Genomic DNA, 20,110 nt, shown 5'->3' on the forward strand with positions numbered 1-20,110 from the left:
CGATTCATGGAAGTTATGACCCGGGGCGAGGTTTTCATCCCGGACGATGTCACTAGGCTGTCTCTGTATATGATCAGCCGCCGTGTGATCCGAACAAGCGTTTAACGATAACGGAACCGAGACCGACAGGACCTAGCCATGAGCCCTCCCATCAGATTCGAGCTGCGCCGAAGGACCTTCCTGGCGGGCACCGCCAGCGCGGTCGTCGCCACCAACATTCCCTGGAGCGCCAGGGCCCAGTCCGCGTCCGGCGAGGCCGCCGCGCCCGTGGGGCCGGAGCAGACCACCGTCACCCTCAACGTCAACGGCGAGCCTCGCCGGCTGGTGGTCGACAACCGCACCACGCTGCTCGACGTGCTGCGCGAGCACCTGCGGCTGACCGGCACCAAGAAGGGCTGCGACCACGGCCAGTGCGGCGCCTGCACGGTGTCGGTGAACGGCGAGCGGATCAATGCCTGCCTCAGCCTGGCGGTGATGCACGAGGACGACGAGGTGACCACCATCGAGGGCGTCGGCACGGCCGAGCGGCTCGACCCGATGCAGCAGGCCTTCCTCGACCACGACGGCTTCCAGTGCGGCTACTGCACGCCCGGGCAGATCTGCTCGGCCAAGGCGGTGCTGCAGGAGATCCAGGACGGCGTGCCGAGCCACGTCACCGGCGATCTGACCGCCCGCATCGAGGCCACCGAGGCCGAGATCCGCGAGCGCATGTCCGGCAACATCTGCCGCTGCGGCGCCTACTCCAACATCCTGCACGCCATCACCCAGGTCGCGGAGGACGGCGCATGAGAGCCTTTTCCTACGAACGCGCCACCGCGCCGGAGCAGGCCGCGGCCCGCGCGGCCGAGGTCGAGGGCGCCCGCTTCATCGCCGGCGGCACCAACCTGCTCGACCTGATGAAGCTCGAGATCGAGACCCCGGTGCACCTGATCGACGTGCGCGGCACCGGGCTCGACGAGATCACCGCCACCGACGAGGGCGGGCTGCGCATCGGCGCGCTGGTCAGCAACACCGCGCTGGCCGCCGACGAGCGGGTGCGGCGCGACTACGGCGTGCTGACCCGCGCCCTGGTGGCCGGCGCCTCGGGCCAGCTGCGCAACAAGGCCACCACCGGCGGCAACCTGCTGCAGCGCACCCGCTGCCCCTACTTCTACGACGCCGCCATGCCCTGCAACAAGCGCCGCCCCGGCAGCGGCTGCGCGGCGCTGGGGGAGGGCGCCTTCTCGCGCCAGCTCGGCATCATCGGCACCTCGGACGCCTGCATCGCCACCCATCCCTCGGACATGGCCGTCGCCATGCGCGCGCTGGACGCCGAGGTCGAGACCGTCACGCCCTCGGGCGCCTCGCGCCGCATCCCGCTGGACGAGTTCTATCGCCTGCCCGGCGATACCCCGGAGGTGGAGAACGCGCTGATGCCGGGCGAGCTGATCACCGCGGTGAGGCTGCCGGCGCCGGTGGGCGGCCATCAGGCCTACCACAAGGTGCGCGACCGGGCCTCCTACGCCTTCGCGCTGGTCTCGGTGGCGCTGGTGCGCCGGCCGGACGGCAGCGGGCGCGTGGCGCTGGGCGGCGTGGCGCCCCAGCCGTGGCGTAGCGCCCGGGCCGATGCCGAGCTGCCGAACGGCGCCGGCGCCGTGATGTCACGTCTGCTCGACGGTGCGCGTCCGACCGAAGAGAACGCTTTCAAGATCCGGCTGGCCGAACGCACGCTCGCCGCCATGCTGGCCGAGGGGTGATCCATGGACTTCCATCAACCGACCGACGACAACCTCTTCGACCGCGCGACCGTGATCGGCAAGCCCCACGCGCGCATCGACGGCATCCTCAAGGTGACCGGCAGCGCGCCCTACGCCTACGAGCGCCATGACGCGATCGAGGGCCAGCTCTACGGCTATCCGGTGGGCTCGACCATCGCCAAGGGACGGGTCGTGGCCATCGACGCCGACGCGGCGCGCCAGGCGCCCGGCGTGCGCGGCGTGATCACCACGCTGCAGATCGACCCGCTGGGCATCTGGAACTACAACGTCGCCCGGCTGTTCGGCGGCGATGCCATCGAGCACTATCACCAGGCGATCGCCGTGGTGGTGGCCGAGACCTTCGAGCAGGCCCGGGCGGCGGCGGCGCTGGTCGAGGCGCGCTACGAGGAAGACCCGGTCGACGTCGACCTCGAGGCCGGCTGGCGGCGCCTGCAGGGCACCGGCGAGCCGTCCACCCTGGTGGGCGACGTCGACGCGGCCTTCGCCGCGGCCCCGGTCACGCTGGACGAGCTGTACCACACCCCGTCGCAGACCCACGCCATGATGGAGCCCCACGCCTCGATCGTGGACTGGTCCGACGGCGGCCGGATGACGGTGTGGACCTCCAACCAGATGATCGAGTGGAACCGCCAGGCGCTGGCCACCACCTTCGGCATCGCGCCCGACCGCATCCGCGTCGAGAGCCCCTACATCGGCGGCGGCTTCGGCGGCAAGCTGTGGCTGCGCGCCGACGCGGTGCTGGCGGCGATCGGCTCCCGCGCGGTGGGCGCGCCGGTCAAGGTGGCGCTGCCGCGGCCCTTCGTGATCAACAACACCACCCACCGCAGCGCCACCGTGCAGCGCATCCGGCTGGCGGCCGATACCGACGGCAGGCTGACCGCCATCGAGCACGAGGCGGCCTCGCACACCCTGCCGGGCGGCCGCGGCGAGAACGCCACCGCCCAGACGCCGTTCTTCTACGCCGCGCCGAACCGCCGGGTGCGCAATCACCTGGTCGAGATGCACCTGCCCGAGGCCTCCGACATGCGCGCCCCGGGCGAGGCCTCCGGGCTGATGGCGCTGGAGATCGCCATGGACGAGATGGCGGAGAAGCTGGGCATGGACCCGGTGGCCTTCCGCATCGCCAACGACACCCAGGTCAATCCCAGCGACCCCTCGATCCCGTTCTCCGAGCGCCACTTCGTCGAATGCCTCGAGCGCGGCGCCGAGCGCTTCGGCTGGGCGGACCGCAACCGCATGCCGGGCGGCCGGCGCGAGGGCGACTGGCTGATCGGCCATGGCATGGCGGGCGCCTTCCGCGGCGCGCTGACGCTCAACTCCGGGGCGCGGGTGCGGCTGGTGGGCGGCCGGCTGATCGTCGAGACCGACATGACCGACATCGGCACCGGCTCCTACACCATCATCGCCCAGACCGCGGCGGAGGCCATGGGGCTGTCGCTCGGCGAGGTCGAGGTGCGGCTGGGCAATAGCGCCTATCCGGTGTCGTCCGGCTCGGGCGGCCAGTTCGGTGCGGCGAGCTCCACCGCCGGCGTCTACGCCGCCTGCCTGGCGCTGCAGGAGGCCATCGCCGAGCGCCTGGGCGCCGAGTCGCCGCGCTTCGAGAACGGCCGGGTGACGGCGGACGGCGTGGACCTGGCCCTGGGCGAGATCGCCGACGGCGCCGAGCTGGTCGGCGAGGACACCATCCGCTTCGGCGACTTCAAGCAGGGCCTGCAGATGGGCACCTTCGGCGCCCACTTCGTCGAGGTCGGCGTCCATGTCGCCACCGGCGAGACGCGCATCCGCCGCATGCTGGCGGTGTGCGACGCGGGCCGCATCCTCAACCCGATCACCGCGCGCAGCCAGGTGATCGGCGGCATGGTGATGGGCGTCGGCGGGGCGCTGTCGGAGGAGCTCGCGGTCGACCTCGAGCGCGGCTTCTTCGCCAACCACGACCTGGCCGGCTACGAGGTGGCGGTGCACGCCGACATCCCGCATCAGGAGGTGCTCTTCCTCGACACCCTGGACGCGGCCTCCACGCCGCTGAAGGCCAAGGGCGTCGGCGAGCTGGGCATCTGCGGCGTGGCGGCGGCCATCGCCAACGCCGCCTACAACGCCACCGGGGTGCGGGTGCGCGACTACCCGATCACCCTGGAGCGCATGATCAATCGCCTGCCCGAGGTCTGACGACCGCCGGCGCCGGACGCAAAAAAGCCCGCCCCGAGAGGGGCGGGCCAACCTCGCATCTGGTGTGATGCCTGCTCTGCCTGATCACGAGCTCGCCTCGTGATTTCGCCTATCCTGGCACCGGTTTCTTGCAACGAGATGACGGCAGGCGACGCGGTACCCGTCTGGCGTCGGCGCCTTCGGCGGATCGGGAGCTCGTCCTGCCTTGAAACCCCGGCGAGACGTCGCCAGGGTAGAGGGTCGGGGGCCTTGCGGCCCCCGCCGTGCGGCTGACCGCCGTCGGTAGCGAGATTGAATCTGAACCCCATTCCGACTGCAAAGGAGGTAGTGGATGTCAGTGCAGACATCGTCCGACCGACCGCTTCATCAGGCGACCCTGTTCGATATCGTCGATTCCCCGGATCCCCAGAGCCGGGTGCGCAGCGCCCCGCGCCCCGGCGAGGACCCGTATCCCACCCGGCTGTCCGAGCCCCTCGACCTGCCCTGGCTGAGCCGCCGGGAGCCGGTGGTGAAGGGTCGCGACCGCCAGGGCCCGCTCTCCGCGGCGCAGCTCGATGCGTTCGAGCGCCAGGGCTTCCTGTTCGAGCCCGACTTCCTCGCGGGCGACGAGCTCGACGAGCTGCGCCGGGAGCTCCAGGATCTGCTCGACCACGACGCCTATCGCGGGCGCGACTTCAGCATCACCGAGCCCCGGGGCAACGAGATCCGCTCGCTGTTCGCCGTGCACTTCCTGTCCAGGCTCTTCGGCCGCCTGGCCCATGACCCGCGCCTGACCGGCCGCGCGCGGCAGATCCTCGGCGGCGAGCCCTACGTGCATCAGTCGCGCATCAACTACAAGCCGGGCTTCGAGGGGCAGGGCTTCAACTGGCACTCCGACTTCGAGACCTGGCACGCCGAGGACGGCATGCCGGCCATGCATGCGGTGAGCGCCTCCATCGTGCTGACCGACAACCACGCCTTCAACGGCCCGCTGATGCTGGTGCCGGGCTCCCACCGGGTGTTCGTGCCCTGCCTGGGCGAGACGCCGGAGGACAACCACAAGCAGTCGCTCAAGACCCAGCAGATCGGCGTGCCGGGCCGCGAGGCGCTGCGCCGGCTGATCGAGCGTCACGGCATCGCGGCGCCCACCGGGGCCGCCGGCGGGCTGCTGCTGTTCGACTGCAACACCCTGCATGGCTCCAACGCCAACATGTCGCCGGACCCGCGCAGCAACGCCTTCTTCGTCTACAACCGCCGCGACAATCGCTGCGTCGAGCCCTACGCCGCCGGCAGGCGCCGCCCGCGCTTCCTGGCTCATGATCCCGACGAGCGGTGGACGCCGGAGGCCTGACGCCGACGGGCCGGCGCGCGTAGACTGAGGGCAGAGCCGTTTTCGTTCCGTCAGCCAGGAGTCGCGTCGTCATGCGTTTCGTTCCCCGCTTCACCGATGGCCGGGCCTTCCCGCAGCCGCTGGGCAAGATCGTCTGCGTCGGCCGCAACTACGCCGATCATGCCCGGGAGCTCGACAACCCGGTGCCCGACGAGCCGCTGCTGTTCATCAAGCCGGCCACCAGCGCGGCCCGCCTCGAGGAGACGATCGACGCCCCCTTTGCCCGCGGCGAGGTGCACTTCGAGACCGAGCTGGCGCTGCTGGTGGGCGAGACGCTGAAGGATACCGGTGCCGCCGAGGCAGAGCGGGCCATCGCCGGCATCGGCCTGGCGCTGGACCTGACCCTGCGCGACGTCCAGGGCAAGCTGAAGGACAAGGGCCATCCCTGGGAGGTGGCCAAGGGCTTCGACGGCGCCTGCCCGCTGTCGGTCTTCCTGCCGCTCAGCGAGGTGCCGAACTGGAGCGCCCTGGCCTTCACCCTGGGGGTGGACGGCGAGGAGCGTCAGCACGGCCACGGTGCCGACATGCTGTTCCCGGTGCCGGAGCTGGTCGCCGAGATGAGCCGCCACTTCACCCTGGAGCCGGGCGACGTGGTGCTGACCGGCACCCCGGCCGGGGTGGGCGAGCTGCCGCGCGGCGCCGAGCTGCGCCTGTCGCTGACCGGCGGGCTGGAGATCGTGACGCGGGTCGCCGACTGAGGCGACGCCAGGGGCGGGCCCGATCAACGACGAGGCCCCCGCCGGCATTGCCGGCGGGGGCCTCGTTGCGTGAGGGCGCCTGCACAGAGACGCCCTGGCCGTTTACTGCCGGGGCAGCTTGTAGGCCATCACGTAGTCACCGATGGTGGTGCCGACGGAGCCATGACCGCCCGCGACCTGGACGACCATCTGCTCGCCCTGGCTGTTGAGGTAGGTCATCGGCGTGGCCTGACCGCCGGCCGGCAGGCGGGTTTCCCACAGCTGCTCGCCGGTCTCGAGGTCGTAGCCGCGCAGGTAGTTGTCCACGCTGGCGGCCATGAACACCACGCCGCTGTCGGTGATCATCGGGCCGCCGATGCCGGGCACGCCCATGCGGATCTTCAGCGGCAGCGCGGTCATGTCCTCGACAGTGCCGTTCTTGTGCTGCCAGGCGACCTCGCCGGTGCGCAGGTCGGCGCCGGCCACGTAGCCCCACGGGGGCTGCTGGCAGGGCACGCCGAACGGCGACAGGAAGGGCTTCATCTCGACGGCGTAGTCCGCGCCGGCGTTCTCGTTGAGGCCCTGCTCGCCCTGGTTGGTCTCACCCAGGTCGGCGCCGTCCTTCGGCACCAGGGTGGAGGTGAAGGCCAGGTAGAGCGGCATGCCGAACATCACCTGACGCTTCGGATCCACCGCCAGGCTACCCCAGTTGAAGACGCCGAAGTTGCCCGGGAACACGATGGTGCCCTGCTCGGAGGGCGGCGTGTACTGGCCTTCGTAGCGCAGCGACTTGAACTGGATGCGGCACATCAGCTGGTCGAACGGCGTGGCGCCCCACATGTCCGCTTCGCGCAGGGTCGGCGGACGGAAGTTCAGGCCGGAGACCGGCTGGGTCTCGGAGGCGTAGTCGCCCTCGATGGTGCCCTGCGGGGCCGGCTGCTCGGAGATCGGGAAGATCGGCTCGCCGGTCTCGCGGTTCAGTACATAGACGTCGCCCTGCTTGGTGGGGATCACCAGCGCCGGTTGACGGCCTTCGTCGGTGTCGAGGTCGAGCAGGCTCGGCTGGGCCGGGGTGTCCATGTCCCACAGGTCGTGGTGCACGAACTGCTGGACCCACTCCACCTGACCGGTCTCGAGGCTCAGCGCCACCACGGAGGTCGCGTAGGTCTCCTCGGCCTCGCTGCGGTACATGCCCAGCTGGTCCGGGGTGCGGTTGCCCATCGGGAAGTAGACCATGCCCAGCTCCTCGTCGGCGCTGGCGACCGACCAACTGTTCGGCGAGCTGGTGCTGTAGACCTCGTCCGGGCCGATCGGGGCGGTCTCGTCCGGGTTGCCCGGATCCCAGTTCCACGCCAGTTCACCGGTCTTGACGTCGTAGGCGCGGATCACGCCGGACGGGGAGTTGACGGCGTAGTTGTCGTTGACCGCACCGGCGACCACGACCTTGCCATCGGCCACCACGGGGGGCGAGGTGGAGTAGTAGAAGCCGGACTGCTCGTACGGCATGTTGTGCATCAGGTCCAGCTCGCCGTTGTCGGCGAAGTTGGCGCAGCGCGCGCCGGTGGCCGGATCGACGGCCAGCAGGCGGGCGTCGGAGGTCGGCATGAACAGCTGGGCGTCGCACTGGATGGCGGCCTGGTCCTCGGCCGGCGCGCCGGCGATCTGCACGTCGAGGCTGTCGGCATCGCCGTCGGTCGGCGGCAGGTAGGAGACGCCGCGGCAGGTCTGGTGCTGGCGCGAGCTCTCGGCCGGCGGCTTGGCGTCGTAGACCCACTGCTCCTCGCCGGTGTCGGCGTCGAGCGCGATCAGCAGGTTGTGCGGGGTGCACAGGAACAGCGAGTCGTCGATCTTGAGCGGGGTGACCTCGTAGGTGGTCTCGCCCACGTCGTCGGGCCCCTTCTCGTCGCCGGTCTGGTACTGCCAGGCCAGCTCCAGGTCGTTCACGTTCTCGGGCGTGATCTGCTCGAGCGGCGAGAAGCGCTGGCCCATGTTGCTGCGGCCGTAGGCGTGCCAGCTCTCTTCCGGGCTGTCGCCGAGATCGGGGTTCTGGTTGACCACCTCGCGGTTCAGCTCGCCGTCGATGCGGTGCTGGTCCACGGTCATGCTGGCCAGCAGGCCGACGCCGATGATGGCCCATACCGGCAGCAGCACGGCGGTGCCGAGGCGCGAGCCGCCCTTGGCCGGCCACAGCAGCGGGATGGCGAGCAGCAGGAAGATGCCGAGGCGCGGGGCCAGCGGCCACCAGTCATAGCCCGACTCCCACAGCGCCCAGGCCGCGGTCGCGAGCAGGAACAGCGCATACAGCAGTTGGGCCTTGGGGCGGCGCGAGCGGATCATGGCGCCGACCGCGATCAGCACGATGCCTGACAGGGCGTAGTACCAGCTGCCGTCGAGGGTGACCAGCCACAGGCCGCCCCCGAGCAGGGCCAGCCCCACCAGCCAGAAAATGAGGGAAAGTATGATCATGAACCCATGCTCCTTGCTCCTTGCGAGAAATACGTGACTCACCCCATGATAAATCATTAGGATGCAAATAAAAATGACATCGACAGAACGTCGCCCTGTGCCGACCCCGCCGGAACGTTCGCACACCTTCACGATGGTCTGATGAAGGTGTGGCGTCGGGCGGGCTCGGTTAACGGCGCGTCATTCGAGGTAGGTATAGCCCTCGAGCCCCTCGGAGAGATCGTCGAGGAAGCGCGCCTGCTCATCGGCCGGGAGGCCGCTGGCGGCGAGCTGGTCGGCGAGACGCTGGCGCAGCACCTCGGCGTCGAAGTCCACGTAGCCGAGCACGTCGGCCACCCGGTCGCCGCGGCGCCGGTGGTCGAGGCGCCAGGCGCCGCGCTCGTCCAGCGACGCGTCCACCGAATCGGTGTCGCCGAACAGGTTGTGGAGATCGCCGAGGATCTCCTGATAGGCGCCGACCAGGAAGAAGCCCAGCAGACGTTCCTCGTCGTCGCCCCACTCGGGCAGCGGCAGGGTGGCCTCGACGCCTTCGCCGTCCACGTAGCCGTCGATGCGGCCGTCGCTGTCGCAGGTGATGTCCTGGATCACCGCGCGCCGCGCGGGCGGACGGTCCAGGCCGGATAGCGGCAGCACCGGGAAGATCTGGTCGATCCCCCAGACGTCGGGCACCGACTGGAACAGCGAGAAGTTGACGAACAGCTTGTCGGCCAGCTTCTCGGCCAGTTCGTCGTGGATCTCGCGGTGGGCGCGGTTGCGCGGATCGAGGCGCTCGCGCAGCCGGGCGCAGGCGGCGCTGTAGACGCCTTCACCCTCGGCGCGGGCCTCGAGTCCGGCCAGTCCCATCACGAAGCGCTCCTGCAGCTCGCCGATGGCCTGGCCCAGATCGTGCCAGGCCTCGACCAGCCCGCGCGGCGCCGGGTCGGCGGCCAGGGCGTCGTGGACCCGCCACAGCTCGGCGACCTGTGGATCGCCCTCGACCCGGGCCACCGGGGCCCGGGTATCGGCGCGCTCCTCGCCGATCACGTTGGTGATCAGCACCGCATGATGCGCGGTCAGGGCGCGCCCCGACTCGCTGATCAGGTGCGGATGCGGCAGCCCTTCGGCATCGCATACCTGGGCGAAGGCCGCGACCACGTTGCGGGCGTACTCGCGCATCGAGTAGTTGATCGAGCAGTCGCTGCGCGACCGGGTGCCCTCGTAGTCGATGCCGAGCCCGCCGCCCACGTCGACGGTGTCCACCGGCGCGCCCAGCGCGATCAGGCTCTGGTAGAAGCGGGCGCACTCGCGCAGGCCGCGCTGGATGTCGCGGATGTTGGCGATCTGCGAGCCCAGGTGGAAGTGCACCAGCTGCAGGCTGCCCAGGGCGTCGGCCTCGCGCAGCCGCTCGACCACGGCCTGGATCTGCCCGGCGGTGAGGCCGAACTTGGACTTCTCGCCGCCGGTGTTCTGCCACTTGCCCTTGCCCACCGAGGCCAGCCGCGCACGCAGGCCGATGCGCGGGCGCACGCCGAGGCGCTCGGCCTCCTCGAGGATCAGCGGCAGCTCCGAGAGCTTCTCCACCACCAGATAGACGCGATGGCCGAGCTTCTCGCCCATCAGCGCCAGGCGGATGTACTCGCGGTCCTTGTAGCCGTTGCAGACGATCAGCGAGGGGCCGTCGCCGGACAGCGCCAGCACCGCCAGCAGCTCCGGCTTGCTGCCGGCTTCCAGGCCGACCCGGTCGTGGCCGCGTTCGCGGGTGGCGAGGATCTCCTCGACCACCCGGCGCTGCTGGTTGACCTTGATCGGGTAGACCGCGGTGTAGCCGCCGCCGAAGGCTTCTTCCTCCATGGCCCCGTCGAAGGCGGCGCACAGCTGCTCGACGCGGTCGTGGAGGATGTCGGTGAAGCGCACCAGCACCGGCAGCCGCAGGCCGGCCTCGCGCAGCTGCGCGATCAGCGGCGAGAGCGGCAGGGCGGGGCCGTCGTCCTCGCCGCCGCGAGGCCGCACCAGGGCCTGGCCGTCTTCGGCCACGTCGAAGTAGCCGCTGCCCCACTGGTCGATGTTCCAGGTGTGCCGGGCACGCTGCGCGGGCCCGGCCATGCTGCCGAGGGTCGGGCTCATCGAGCGGCCTCGGGCAGAGGCAGGGCGCCGTCGGCGATGCGCCGGCGCAGCACGCCGCGGAACACGTCCGGATCGTGGGGCGTGAGGTCGTGGGCGGGCGGGTCGACGTAGACCACCAGCAGCCGCGACAGCCAGTAGCGCAGCGCGGTCATGCGCAGCATCATCGGCCAGGCCTCGCGCTCGCTCTCCTCCAGCGGACGACGCGCCTGATAGGCGCCGAGCAGCGCCTCGTAGCGTGCCGGGTCGAGCCGGCCATCGGCCTCGGTGGCCCAGTCGTTGATCACGATGGCCAGGTCGAACAGCAGGTCGCCGGTGCAGCCGTTGTAGAAGTCGATCAGCCCGCCCAGGGTGTCGCCGTCGAACAGGGTGTTGTCGCGGAACAGGTCGCCGTGGATCGCGCCCTGGGGCAGCGTCGGCGCGTCGCCGAAGAAGCCCTGGTAGATCTCCACCTCGTCCTTCATCAGCGCCTGATCCTCGGGCGAGAGGTAGGCCAGCACCTTGTGGTGCATCGGCAGCAGCCAGTGCAGGTCGCGCGGGTTGGGCCGATGGCCCGGGAAGCGCCGCGAGACCTTGTGCATGCGGCCGAGCGTGTCGCCCAGCGCCCGGCACTGGGCCAGGTCGGGCGCCTCGGGATGCTTGCCGGGCAGGCGCGGGAACAGCAGCGCCGGCTTGCCGGCCAGGCTGTGCAGGGCGATGCCGTCGCGGTCGTGGAGCGGCCCGGGCACGGGCAGACGGTGCTCGTCCAGGTAGTCGAGCAGTTCGACGAAGAACGGCAGCTCCTCATGCTCGCCCTGCTCGAACAGCGTGAGCACCAGCTCGCGACGGTCGGTGGTGACGAAGAAGGTGCTGTTCTCGGTGCCGGCGGGCACGCCCTTGCAGGCGACCAGCGAACCGGCGTCGAAGCGGCTCAGGAACGTCTCGACCTGGGAGTCGGTCAGCGGTGTGAATACGGCCATGGATGTCTCGCCCGGGTATGCGAAGCCGCCTATTGTAGCGGCTTGGCGGCGTGATGCACGAACCGGATGGCGTCGCCCCCGCGGGAGGCGGGGGCGGACGTCAGAAACGCTTGATGACCCACTCGGGCACGGCGATGCGCTGGCCGTCCTGGCGCTCGAAGTCGCCGTCGCCGTCGCGGTCGACGAGGTAGTAGGCAGGGCCGGTGGCGGGCCGGATCTCGATGGCGTAGAGCGCGCCGTTGACCCGGTACTCGCGGATGGTGCGGTCCTCTTCCTGGCGGATGGTGACGTCCGGCTCGACGTCGGTGCTGGACTGGGCCGCGGCCGGCAGGGCGGCGGTGACCAGGGCCAGGACGGCCAGCGGCACGAGCAGCGCGGAGCGCATGAGGTTCATGGTGTTCTCCTGACCATGGGGTTGCCCCCAGTGTATGCCCTTGGCGGTCGATGACGCATGCTTTGCCCGGCAAATCGCTTCGGCAATGCGTATCATGACTGACCAGGATCAGGGGCGGCGCTTGCGATGACCGCCGACCCCTCGACACGCGATCATCTGCCCAGCCAGCAAGGGATGCCGATTCATGGCCGACACCCCCCTCGTCCTCGTCGACGGTTCCTCCTATCTCTACCGCGCCTTTCACGCCCTGCCGCCGCTGACCACCTCCGAGGGTCTGCCCACCGGCGCCGTCAAGGGCGTGCTCAACATGCTCAAGCGGCTGATCAAGGACTACCCCGACAGCCCCATGGCGGTGGTGTTCGATGCCCCGGGCAAGACCTTCCGCGACGAGCTCTACGCCGAGTACAAGGCCCAGCGCCCGCCGATGCCGGACGACCTGCGCGCCCAGGTCCAGCCGCTGCACGACTGCGTGCGCGCCCTCGGCCTGCCGCTGTTGTGCATCGAGGGCGTGGAGGCCGACGACGTCATCGGCACCCTGGCGCGCCACGCCACCGAGGCCGGCCGCGACGCCGTGATCTCCACCGGGGACAAGGACATGGCCCAGCTGGTCAATGCCCACATCACCCTGGTCAACACCATGAAGGACGAGACCCTGGACGTGGACGGGGTGAAGGAGAAGTTCGGCCTGCCGCCGGCGCTGATCATCGACTTCCTGGCGCTGATGGGCGACAAGGTCGACAACATTCCCGGCGTGCCGGGCGTCGGCGAGAAGACCGCGCTGGGGCTGCTGCAGGGCATGGAGGGCGGCCTCGAGACCGTCTACGCCGACCTGGAGCGGGTCAAGACGCTGGGCTTCCGCGGCGCCAAGACGCTGCCCAAGAAGCTGGAGGAGCATCGCGACCAGGCCTTCCTGTCCTACGAGCTCGCCACCATCAAGACCGACTGCGCGCTGCCGGTGGGCCTCGACGACCTGGACATCGCCCACCCCGACCGCGAGTCGCTGGTCGAGCTCTATCGCCGGCTGGAGTTCCAGGGCTGGCTCTCGGAGCTGCTGGAGGGCCGGCACGAGGGCGTCGATGACGCCGCGTCGGCCGAGGGGGCCGAAGCGGGCGACGACGGCAGCGAAGGGGGAGAAGGCGGCGCCGAGCGCGAGGACGCGGTGATCCTCGAGCGGGCCGACCTCGACGCCTGGCTCGCGCGCCTCGACGACGCCGAGGCCTTCTGCTTCGATCTCGAGACCACCAGCCTCGACTACATGGAGGCCGAGATCGTCGGCGTCGGGCTGTCCCTCGAGCCCGGCGAGGCTGCCTACATCCCGCTGGCCCACGACTACCTGGACGCCCCGGCCCAGCTCGATCGCCGCGCCGTGCTCGAGGCGCTGACGCCGCTGTGGACGGACCCCGGCAAGGCCAAAATCGGCCAGAACCTCAAGTACGACATCTCGGTGCTGGCGCGCCACGGCATCGCGGTGGCCGGCGCCCTCGAGGACACCATGCTCGAGTCCTACGTGCTGGACTCCACCGCCACCCGCCACGACATGGACTCGCTGGCGCTCAAGTACCTGGGCGAGAAGACGGTCAGCTTCGAGGACATCGCCGGCAAGGGCGTCAAGCAGCTGACCTTCAACCAGATCGCCCTGGAGCAGGCCGCGCCCTACGCCTGCGAGGACGTCGACATCACCCTGCGCCTGCACCGCGAGCTGCGCCCGCGGGTCGAGGCCGAGGGCCGCCTGGCCGAGGTGCTCGACGGCCTGGAGCGCCCGCTGATCCGGGTGCTGTCGCGCATGGAGCGCGGCGGCGTGGCGCTGGACGCCGAGCGCCTGCACGCCCAGAGCCAGGAGCTCGGCCGGCGCATCGGCGAGCTCGAGCAGCAGGCCTTCGAGCTGGCCGGGCGCGAGTTCAACCTGGGCTCGCCCAAGCAGCTCGGCCAGATCCTGTTCGAGGAACAGAAGATCCCGGTGATCAAGAAGACGCCCAAGGGCGCGCCGTCCACCGCCGAGGCCGTGCTCGAGGAGCTGGCGCTGGACTACCCGCTGCCCAAGGTGATCATGGAGCACCGCGGGCTCTCCAAGCTGCGTTCCACCTACACCGACAAGCTGCCGAAGCTGGTCAACAAGGCCACCGGCCGGCTGCACACCAGCTACCATCAGGCGGTCACCGCCACCGGGCGGCTGTCGTCCTCCGATCCCAACCTGCAGAACATCCCGATCCGCACCGAGCAGGGGCGCAAGATCCGCCAGGCCTTCGTCGCGCGGCCCGGCTATCGCATCGTCGCCGCCGACTACTCGCAGATCGAGCTGCGCATCATGGCGCACCTGTCCGGCGACAAGGGGCTGCTCGAGGCCTTCGCCGCCGACCGCGACATCCACGCCGCCACCGCGGCCGAGGTGTTCGGCGTGGGGCTGGACAGGGTCACTCCGGACCAGCGCCGCAGCGCCAAGGCGATCAACTTCGGGCTGATCTACGGCATGAGCGCCTGGGGCCTGGGCCGCCAGCTGCACATCGAGCAGAAGCAGGCCAAGACCTACATCGACCGCTACTTCGACCGCTATCCCGGCGTGGCCCGCTACATGGAGCGGATTCGTTCACAGGCGGCGGAGGACGGCTTCGTCGAGACGGTGCTCGGCCGGCGCCTCTACCTGCCGGAGATCCATTCCCAGAACCGCGCCCGTCGCCAGGGCGCCGAGCGCACCGCCATCAACGCGCCCATGCAGGGCACCGCGGCGGACATCATCAAGCGCGCCATGATCGACGTCGACGCCTGGCTGGCCGAGGGCGAGGTCGACGCCATGATGGTCATGCAGGTCCACGACGAACTGGTGTTCGAGGTCGCGGAAGACGCCGTCGAGGCCTTCATTCCCGAGGTGAAGCGGCGCATGCAGGCCGCCGCCGAGCTCGACGTGGCGCTGATCGTCGAGGCCGAGAGCGGCGCCAACTGGGACGAGGCGCACTGAGCCAGGCGTGGCCCGGGACAGGCTTCCGGGCGACGCCCGCCGGGTCATCCGGCGCCATGCCGAGGTCCCGCGAGGGGCCCGTTCCGCCATCATGACAGCCAGTGCTTGAAGGTCCGTGCGGCCGGCTTCAGCGGCTCCTTATGCTGACCGGAGTGCTCCTGGGAGCGGTCGCCGGTGCCTGCTGGGGACTGGTGTTCCTGAGTTCCCTGGTGCTGAACGCGTTCAGCGCCCTGGAAATCGCCGCGGGCCGATTCGTCATGTACGGCATGGTGTCGCTGTTCTGCCTGCTGCCCCTGCTTCGCCGCCTGCCGCGCCGTCTCACCCTGTCGGATGTCGCGTTGCTGCTGGTGCTGGGCGCCTGCGGCAATGTCGCCTTCTTCGCCCTGCTGGCGGCGTCGATCCAGAAGGTCGGCGTGGCACCGGCCTCGCTGGTGGTGGGGCTCGTGCCGGTGGTGGTGACGGTCCTGGGGCGACACGACCCGGGGGCGGCCTCGCTCCGACAATTGGCATGGCCCCTGGCGTTGGTCTTCGCCGGCGTGGCCTGTATCAATCTGGATGCCCTGGATAGCGCCGTGGCTAGCCGCAACAGCCTCGTCGACGTCGCTCAGGGGCTGGTCTTCGCCTTTGCGGCCCTGGCCAGCTGGAGCCTGTTCGCGGTGCTGAACGCCCGGGCACTGAAGACCATGGTGGCCGTGTCCAGCCAGCAGTGGTCCTACCTGACGGGCCTGGCGTCCGGCCTGTGGGCGCTGGTGCTGGCCGTGGTGATCTGGGGCGGCGACGCCGCACGCCCATGTCGAGGCAGTGGCGGGCGCCGCGGCCCGGGACTGGCCGTTGTTCTGGCTCGTCAGCGCCGGTGTCGGCATTGTCGGCTCGCTGGTGGCAAACGCCCTGTGGAATGGCGCGTCCCGGCGTCTGCCGCTGACCCTGACCGGGCAGGTGTTCGTGTTCGAACCGCTCTTCGCACTGCTCTATGGCTTCGCGTACGAAGGGCGAGCCCCCCGGACGCTGGAGCTGGTCGCCATCATCCTGCTGATCACCGGCGTGCTCTGGACCGTCCGGCAGCACGGCCCCCGCCAGGCGCCTTCGACCGAGGCGTCCTGACGAAGGGGCGAGAGGCAGGCCGCGTGAGGGCGCTCAAGGCCGGTCGGCTCGGGGCGGCCCGGTCGCCGCGCCCCGTCCGGGCGATGACTGATCGCGTATGCCACTGAAATGAAAAGGCCCGCGGCAATGCCGCGGGCCTTTAGCGTGGTGGCCGCTGGTTCGGGCCAGGACGCGCCGAGGGATGGCGCGAGGCTTAACGCCAGCCGACGCGATCGAAGATCCGCACCGCCTGCGGGTTGTTCTCGCCCAGCACGCTGACGTTCAGGTCGTCGGTCTTGAAGTCGCCCCAGGAGGCCAGCACCTCGTCGACCGGCTCGCCCTCGACCACCGGGAACTCGTGGTTGCCGGTGGAAAAGATCGACTGGGCGGTGTCGGAGGCCAGGAACTCCAGGAAGCGCACGGCGTTGTCCGGGTGCGGGGCACCCTTGACCATGCCGGCGCCGCCGACGTTGATGTGGGCGCCGCGGTCGTCCTGGTTCGGGAACAGGATCTGCACCTTCTCGGCGGCCTCGCGGGTGGCGTCGTCGTCGGAGGTCAGCATGCGCACGTAGTAGTAGTGGTTGGCCACCGCCACGTCGCACTCGCCGCTGGCCACGCCGAGCAGCTGGTCGGTGTCGCCGCCCTCGGGGTCGCGGGCCATGTTGTCGACCACGCCCTGGGCCCACTGCTCGGCGCCTTCCTCGCCGTGGTGGGCGATCATCGAGGCCAGCAGCGACTGGTTGTAGATGTTGTTCGAGGAGCGGATGCAGATCTCGCCCTCGAAGCGCGGATCGGCCAGGTCCTCGTAGCTCCGGAGCTCGTCGGCGCCGACGGCTTCCGGGTTGTAGAAGATGGCGCGCACGCGCTGGCTGAAGCCGAACCACTTGCCCTCGGGGTGGTGCATGTTGGCGGGGAGGCGCTCGTCGAGCAGCTCGGAGTCGACGCTCTCGAAGATGTCTTCCTGCTCGGCGCGCCACAGGCGGCCGGCGTCCACGGTCATCATCACGTCGGCGGGGCTGGCCTGGCCCTCGCGCTTGATGCGCTGGATCAGCTGGTCGGAGCCGCCCTCGAGCACGTTGACCTCGATGCCGGTCGCCTCGGTGAAGGCATCGTAGAGGTCCTGGTCGGAATCGTAGTGGCGGGCCGAGTAGACGTTGACCTCGTCGGCGACGGCCGGGGCGGCGAAGGCCGCGCCGGCCAGCAGGGCGGCGAGGGGCATGACGAGACGGCTGTGCTGATGCATGGATGACCTCGTGGGTGTGGAAGCCGGCGAAGGCTTGGAATGATAATAGGTTGTATTAGGCTTGCCATTGAAGCGCCTGCCCGTCATGGCGTCAACCGGCATCGGGGCACCGCCAAATGACGACGAAAAGGCGAAGGTTTCGCGTTACCATGGAGCCTCCCGTCATGCCAGCCGTCGATTCTTGCCTATGACCAGCCACGCTCAGCTTACCCCCGCCGCCGACGCCGTGCCGGAGCAGGCCCCGGTGCTCGCCATGCACAATATCCGTCATGCCTACGGCCACCATCTGGCGGTGGAGGACGTCGGCCTGGAGGTGCGCCCCGGTGAGGTGGTCTGCCTGCTGGGACCCTCCGGTTGCGGCAAGACCACGCTGTTGCGCATCGTCGCCGGGCTCGAGGTGCTGCAGCAGGGGCGGGTCGATCTCGACGGCCGGCCCGTCGGTCGCCCCGGCCAGGCCCACGTGCCACCGGAGAAGCGCAACGTCGGCCTGGCCTTCCAGGATTCGGCGCTGTTCCCGCATCTCTCGGTGCTGCAGAACGTCGGCTTCGGCCTCGAGTCGCTGCCGGCCAAGGAGCGCCGCAAACGCGCCCTGGAGCTGCTCGACCAGCTGGGCATGGGGCGCTTCGCCGAGAACTATCCGCACATGCTGTCCGGCGGCCAGCAGCAGCGCGTGGCCCTGGCCCGGGCGCTGGCGCCGGCGCCGCGGCTGATGCTGCTCGACGAGCCGTTCTCGAGCCTCGACGCCCGGCTGCGCGACCGCATCCGCGACGACACCCTGCACGTGCTCAAGAAGGTCGGCGCCGGCGCCCTGCTGGTGACCCACGATCCGGAAGAGGCGATGTTCATGGCCGATCGCATCGCGCTGATGCGCGACGGCCACATCGTGCAGATGGGCACGCCCCGGGAGCTCTACTGCGCGCCGGTGGATCCCTTCGTGGTGACCTTCTTCGGCGAGGTCAACGAGCTCGAGGGCACGGTGCGCGACGGTCGCGTCGATACCCCGGTGGGCGAGGTGATGGCCCATGGCCTGGAGGAGGGCGCCCGGGCGCGGGTGATGATCCGCCCCGAGGCGCTGCGCGTGGTGGCCCTCGAGGAGCCGCCGGCGGACCATCACAGCCACGTGATCATGGCCAAGCTGCTGGGCCGCACCAGCCTTTTGCACATCTGCGCCCACGGCGGCGGCAGCGAGTCGCACCTGCACGCCCGGGTCCCCGGGGTGTTCCTGCCCGAGGAGGGCCAGCCGGTCACGATCCGGCTGGATCCGTCACAGGTGTTCGTCTTTCCCGCCACCGACCCCGCCGCTGCCGGGGCGTGAGCCGCGCATCGCCAGGCTGAGCAGGATCACCGGGATGATGCCCACCGCGACGATGGTCAGCGAGGCGGTGGAGGCCTCGGCCAGGCGCTCGTCGGCGGCCAGGTTGTGGGCCCGCACCGCCAGGGTGTCGAAGTCGAAGGGGCGCAGGATGATGGTCGCCGGCAGCTCCTTCATCACGTCGACGAACACCAGGATGCCGGCGGCCAGCAGGCTGCCGCGCATGATCGGCGTGTGCACGCGGCGCAGCGTGCCGCCGGCGGTCTGCCCCAGGGTGCGGGCGGCCGCGTCCATGCTCGGCGTGACCTTGCCGAGGCTTGCCTCCAGGGCGTTGAACGACACCGCCAGGAAGCGCACCACGTAGGCGTAGATCAGGATGAAGGCCGAGCCGCTGAAGATCAGCCCGGCCATCACCCCGTAGTGCGCCCGCAGGAAGCCGTTCAGGGTGTCGTCCAGCCAGGCGAAGGGGATCAGGATGCCCACCGCCACCACCGAGCCGGGCACCGCATAGCCCATCGCCGCCACCCGGGTGGCGGTGCGCGTCAGCGGCCCTGGGTTGAGCCGCGCGCCGTAGCTCAGCACCAGCGCCAGCCCCACCGCGACCAGCGCCGCCACGGCCGCCAGCAGCAGGCTGTTGCCGGCGAATTCCAGGAACTGGGCGCCGAACAGCGAGTCCCCGCCCTTGATCGACAGGTAGCCCAGCAGGCCGCTGGGGATCAGGAAGCCGACCAGCACCGGCGCCAGGCAGGCCAGGGTGGCGGCGGCGGCGCGCAGGCCGCCGAGCCGGAACTCGGGCAGCTGCTGGTAGCGGCCGGTGGTGTGGAAGTAGCGGCGCTTGCCCCGGGAGGCACGCTCGAGCAGCACGAAGATGATCACGAAGGCCAGCAGGCAGGCCGCCAGCTGGGCCGCGGCGACCTGCTCGCCCATGCCGAACCAGGTGCGGTAGATGCCGGTGGTGAAGGTGTCGACGCCGAAGTACTGCACCGCGCCGAACTCGTTGAGGGTCTCCATCAGCGCCAGCGATACGCCGCCGACGATGGCCGGGCGCGCCAGCGGGATGGCGATGCTGGTGAACAGCCGCCAGGGGCCGCGGCCCAGGGTGCGGCCGACGTCGAGCACGCACACCGACTGCTCCAGAAAGCTGGCCCGGGCCAGCATGTAGACGTAGGGGTAGAGCACCAGGGTGATCAGGGTCGCCGCGCCGCCCAGCGAGCGGATGTCGGGGAACCAGTAGTCGCCACGCTCCCAGCCGAAGGCCTCGCGCAGGGCGCTCTGCAGCGGCCCGGCGTACTGCAGGAAGTCGGTGTAGGCGTAGGCGATCACGTAGGTCGGTACCGCCAGCGGCAGCAGCAGCGCCCACTCGAACAGCTTGCGCCCGGGGAAGCGGCACATCACCACCAGCCAGGCGGTGCCGGTGCCGATCACGAAGGTGCCGAGCCCCACCGTGACGACGAGAAACAGCGTGTTGGCCAGGTAGCGGCCGAGCACGGTGCTGGCCAGGTGCTGCCACACGCCACCGGCGGGCATCACGATATGCGCCAGCACGGTGAGCACCGGCAGGGCCACGACCGCGGCGATGAGCAGGGTCAAAACGCTCCAGGCATCGAGGCGCCGCCTCGGCCGGGACGCGGACG

At 70.2% G+C, this 20,110-nt stretch carries 14 protein-coding genes; 8 read left to right on the forward strand and 6 right to left on the reverse strand.

Going from position 1 to position 20,110, the window contains the following annotated elements; genetic code table 11:
* The first annotated feature begins 138 nt into the window (after positions 1 to 138).
* From paoA to ACGTNF_RS07210, 5 genes are all read left to right on the forward strand, one after another.
* Positions 139 to 789, forward strand: coding sequence for an aldehyde dehydrogenase iron-sulfur subunit PaoA (paoA, locus tag ACGTNF_RS07190; protein ID WP_394601097.1), 651 nt, complete (start codon positions 139 to 141; stop codon positions 787 to 789).
* Entirely contained in the window at positions 786 to 1,736 is a 951-nt protein-coding gene (locus tag ACGTNF_RS07195; RefSeq protein ID WP_394601098.1) for an FAD binding domain-containing protein, read from the forward strand. The genes paoA and ACGTNF_RS07195 overlap by 4 nt, the downstream gene beginning before the upstream one ends.
* 3 nt (positions 1,737 to 1,739) lie before the next feature.
* Entirely contained in the window at positions 1,740 to 3,923 is a 2,184-nt protein-coding gene (paoC, locus tag ACGTNF_RS07200; RefSeq protein WP_394601099.1) for an aldehyde oxidoreductase molybdenum-binding subunit PaoC, read from the forward strand.
* Positions 3,924 to 4,254: 331 nt separating this feature from the next.
* Positions 4,255 to 5,253 carry an ectoine hydroxylase gene (gene thpD, locus ACGTNF_RS07205; protein ID WP_394601100.1) on the forward strand — a complete coding sequence of 333 codons (999 nt, stop codon included), beginning with the start codon at positions 4,255 to 4,257 and terminating at the stop codon, positions 5,251 to 5,253.
* Between the two features lie 71 nt (positions 5,254 to 5,324).
* Entirely contained in the window at positions 5,325 to 5,990 is a 666-nt protein-coding gene (locus ACGTNF_RS07210) for a fumarylacetoacetate hydrolase family protein (RefSeq protein WP_394601101.1), read from the forward strand.
* A gap of 102 nt (positions 5,991 to 6,092) precedes the next feature.
* On the opposite strand, the gene ACGTNF_RS07215 is transcribed toward ACGTNF_RS07210, so the two are convergent.
* From ACGTNF_RS07215 to ACGTNF_RS07230, 4 genes are all read right to left on the reverse strand, one after another.
* On the reverse strand, positions 6,093 to 8,435 hold the full coding sequence (locus tag ACGTNF_RS07215; protein ID WP_394601102.1) for a glucose/quinate/shikimate family membrane-bound PQQ-dependent dehydrogenase: 2,343 nt from the start codon (positions 8,433 to 8,435) through the stop codon (positions 6,093 to 6,095).
* A 180-nt stretch (positions 8,436 to 8,615) separates the two neighbouring features.
* Positions 8,616 to 10,538, reverse strand: coding sequence for a biosynthetic arginine decarboxylase (gene speA / locus ACGTNF_RS07220; RefSeq protein WP_394601103.1), 1,923 nt, complete (start codon positions 10,536 to 10,538; stop codon positions 8,616 to 8,618).
* Positions 10,535 to 11,494, reverse strand: a complete 960-nt coding sequence (locus ACGTNF_RS07225; RefSeq protein ID WP_394601104.1) for a homoserine kinase — start codon at positions 11,492 to 11,494, stop codon at positions 10,535 to 10,537. Before ACGTNF_RS07225 ends, speA begins: the two co-directional genes overlap by 4 nt.
* A gap of 100 nt (positions 11,495 to 11,594) precedes the next feature.
* Positions 11,595 to 11,888, reverse strand: a complete 294-nt coding sequence (locus ACGTNF_RS07230; RefSeq protein ID WP_394601105.1) for a DUF2782 domain-containing protein — start codon at positions 11,886 to 11,888, stop codon at positions 11,595 to 11,597.
* A 184-nt stretch (positions 11,889 to 12,072) separates the two neighbouring features.
* On the opposite strand from ACGTNF_RS07230, the gene polA reads away from it, so the two are divergent.
* Together polA and ACGTNF_RS16280 are read left to right on the forward strand one after the other, a co-directional pair.
* Entirely contained in the window at positions 12,073 to 14,841 is a 2,769-nt protein-coding gene (gene polA, locus ACGTNF_RS07235) for a DNA polymerase I (protein WP_394601106.1), read from the forward strand.
* Positions 14,842 to 14,981: 140 nt separating this feature from the next.
* A complete protein-coding gene (locus ACGTNF_RS16280; RefSeq protein ID WP_444875008.1) occupies positions 14,982 to 16,049 on the forward strand; it encodes an EamA family transporter in 1,068 nt (355 codons plus the stop codon).
* 86 nt (positions 16,050 to 16,135) lie between these two features.
* Here the strand turns inward: ACGTNF_RS16280 and ACGTNF_RS07250 are convergent, their stop codons facing one another.
* The gene (locus ACGTNF_RS07250) at positions 16,136 to 17,164 is read right to left on the reverse strand and encodes a Fe(3+) ABC transporter substrate-binding protein (RefSeq protein ID WP_394601107.1); all 1,029 of its coding nucleotides are present in this window, start codon (positions 17,162 to 17,164) and stop codon (positions 16,136 to 16,138) included.
* 187 nt (positions 17,165 to 17,351) lie between these two features.
* Between ACGTNF_RS07250 and ACGTNF_RS07255 the strand changes: the two genes are divergently transcribed.
* Positions 17,352 to 18,479 (forward strand): ABC transporter ATP-binding protein, encoded by a 1,128-nt coding sequence (locus tag ACGTNF_RS07255; RefSeq protein ID WP_394601108.1) that lies wholly within the window; start codon positions 17,352 to 17,354, stop codon positions 18,477 to 18,479.
* Here the strand turns inward: ACGTNF_RS07255 and ACGTNF_RS07260 are convergent.
* Positions 18,429 to 20,066 carry an ABC transporter permease gene (locus ACGTNF_RS07260; protein ID WP_394601109.1) on the reverse strand — a complete coding sequence of 546 codons (1,638 nt, stop codon included), beginning with the start codon at positions 20,064 to 20,066 and terminating at the stop codon, positions 18,429 to 18,431. The two genes, ACGTNF_RS07255 and ACGTNF_RS07260, sit on opposite strands and share 51 nt — an antisense overlap.
* Positions 20,067 to 20,110: the final 44 nt, after the last annotated feature.

The sequence above is a fragment of the Halomonas sp. B23F22_10 genome (genome assembly GCF_043496975.1).
In the GTDB taxonomy this organism is placed as follows: domain Bacteria; phylum Pseudomonadota; class Gammaproteobacteria; order Pseudomonadales; family Halomonadaceae; genus Halomonas; species Halomonas smyrnensis.

What these genes read in the sequence shown, in the direction of transcription:
- paoA (WP_394601097.1), top strand. Translation starts at nt 139, where the DNA reads ATGAGCCCTCCCATCAGATTCGAGCTGCGCCGAAGGACCTTCCTGGCG.
- ACGTNF_RS07195 (WP_394601098.1), top strand. Translation starts at nt 786, where the DNA reads ATGAGAGCCTTTTCCTACGAACGCGCCACCGCGCCGGAGCAGGCCGCG.
- paoC (WP_394601099.1), top strand. Translation starts at nt 1,740, where the DNA reads ATGGACTTCCATCAACCGACCGACGACAACCTCTTCGACCGCGCGACC.
- thpD (WP_394601100.1), top strand. Translation starts at nt 4,255, where the DNA reads ATGTCAGTGCAGACATCGTCCGACCGACCGCTTCATCAGGCGACCCTG.
- ACGTNF_RS07210 (WP_394601101.1), top strand. Translation starts at nt 5,325, where the DNA reads ATGCGTTTCGTTCCCCGCTTCACCGATGGCCGGGCCTTCCCGCAGCCG.
- ACGTNF_RS07215 (WP_394601102.1), bottom strand. Translation starts at nt 8,435, where the DNA reads ATGATCATACTTTCCCTCATTTTCTGGCTGGTGGGGCTGGCCCTGCTC.
- speA (WP_394601103.1), bottom strand. Translation starts at nt 10,538, where the DNA reads ATGAGCCCGACCCTCGGCAGCATGGCCGGGCCCGCGCAGCGTGCCCGG.
- ACGTNF_RS07225 (WP_394601104.1), bottom strand. Translation starts at nt 11,494, where the DNA reads ATGGCCGTATTCACACCGCTGACCGACTCCCAGGTCGAGACGTTCCTG.
- ACGTNF_RS07230 (WP_394601105.1), bottom strand. Translation starts at nt 11,888, where the DNA reads ATGAACCTCATGCGCTCCGCGCTGCTCGTGCCGCTGGCCGTCCTGGCC.
- polA (WP_394601106.1), top strand. Translation starts at nt 12,073, where the DNA reads ATGGCCGACACCCCCCTCGTCCTCGTCGACGGTTCCTCCTATCTCTAC.
- ACGTNF_RS16280 (WP_444875008.1), top strand. Translation starts at nt 14,982, where the DNA reads ATGCTGACCGGAGTGCTCCTGGGAGCGGTCGCCGGTGCCTGCTGGGGA.
- ACGTNF_RS07250 (WP_394601107.1), bottom strand. Translation starts at nt 17,164, where the DNA reads ATGCATCAGCACAGCCGTCTCGTCATGCCCCTCGCCGCCCTGCTGGCC.
- ACGTNF_RS07255 (WP_394601108.1), top strand. Translation starts at nt 17,352, where the DNA reads ATGACCAGCCACGCTCAGCTTACCCCCGCCGCCGACGCCGTGCCGGAG.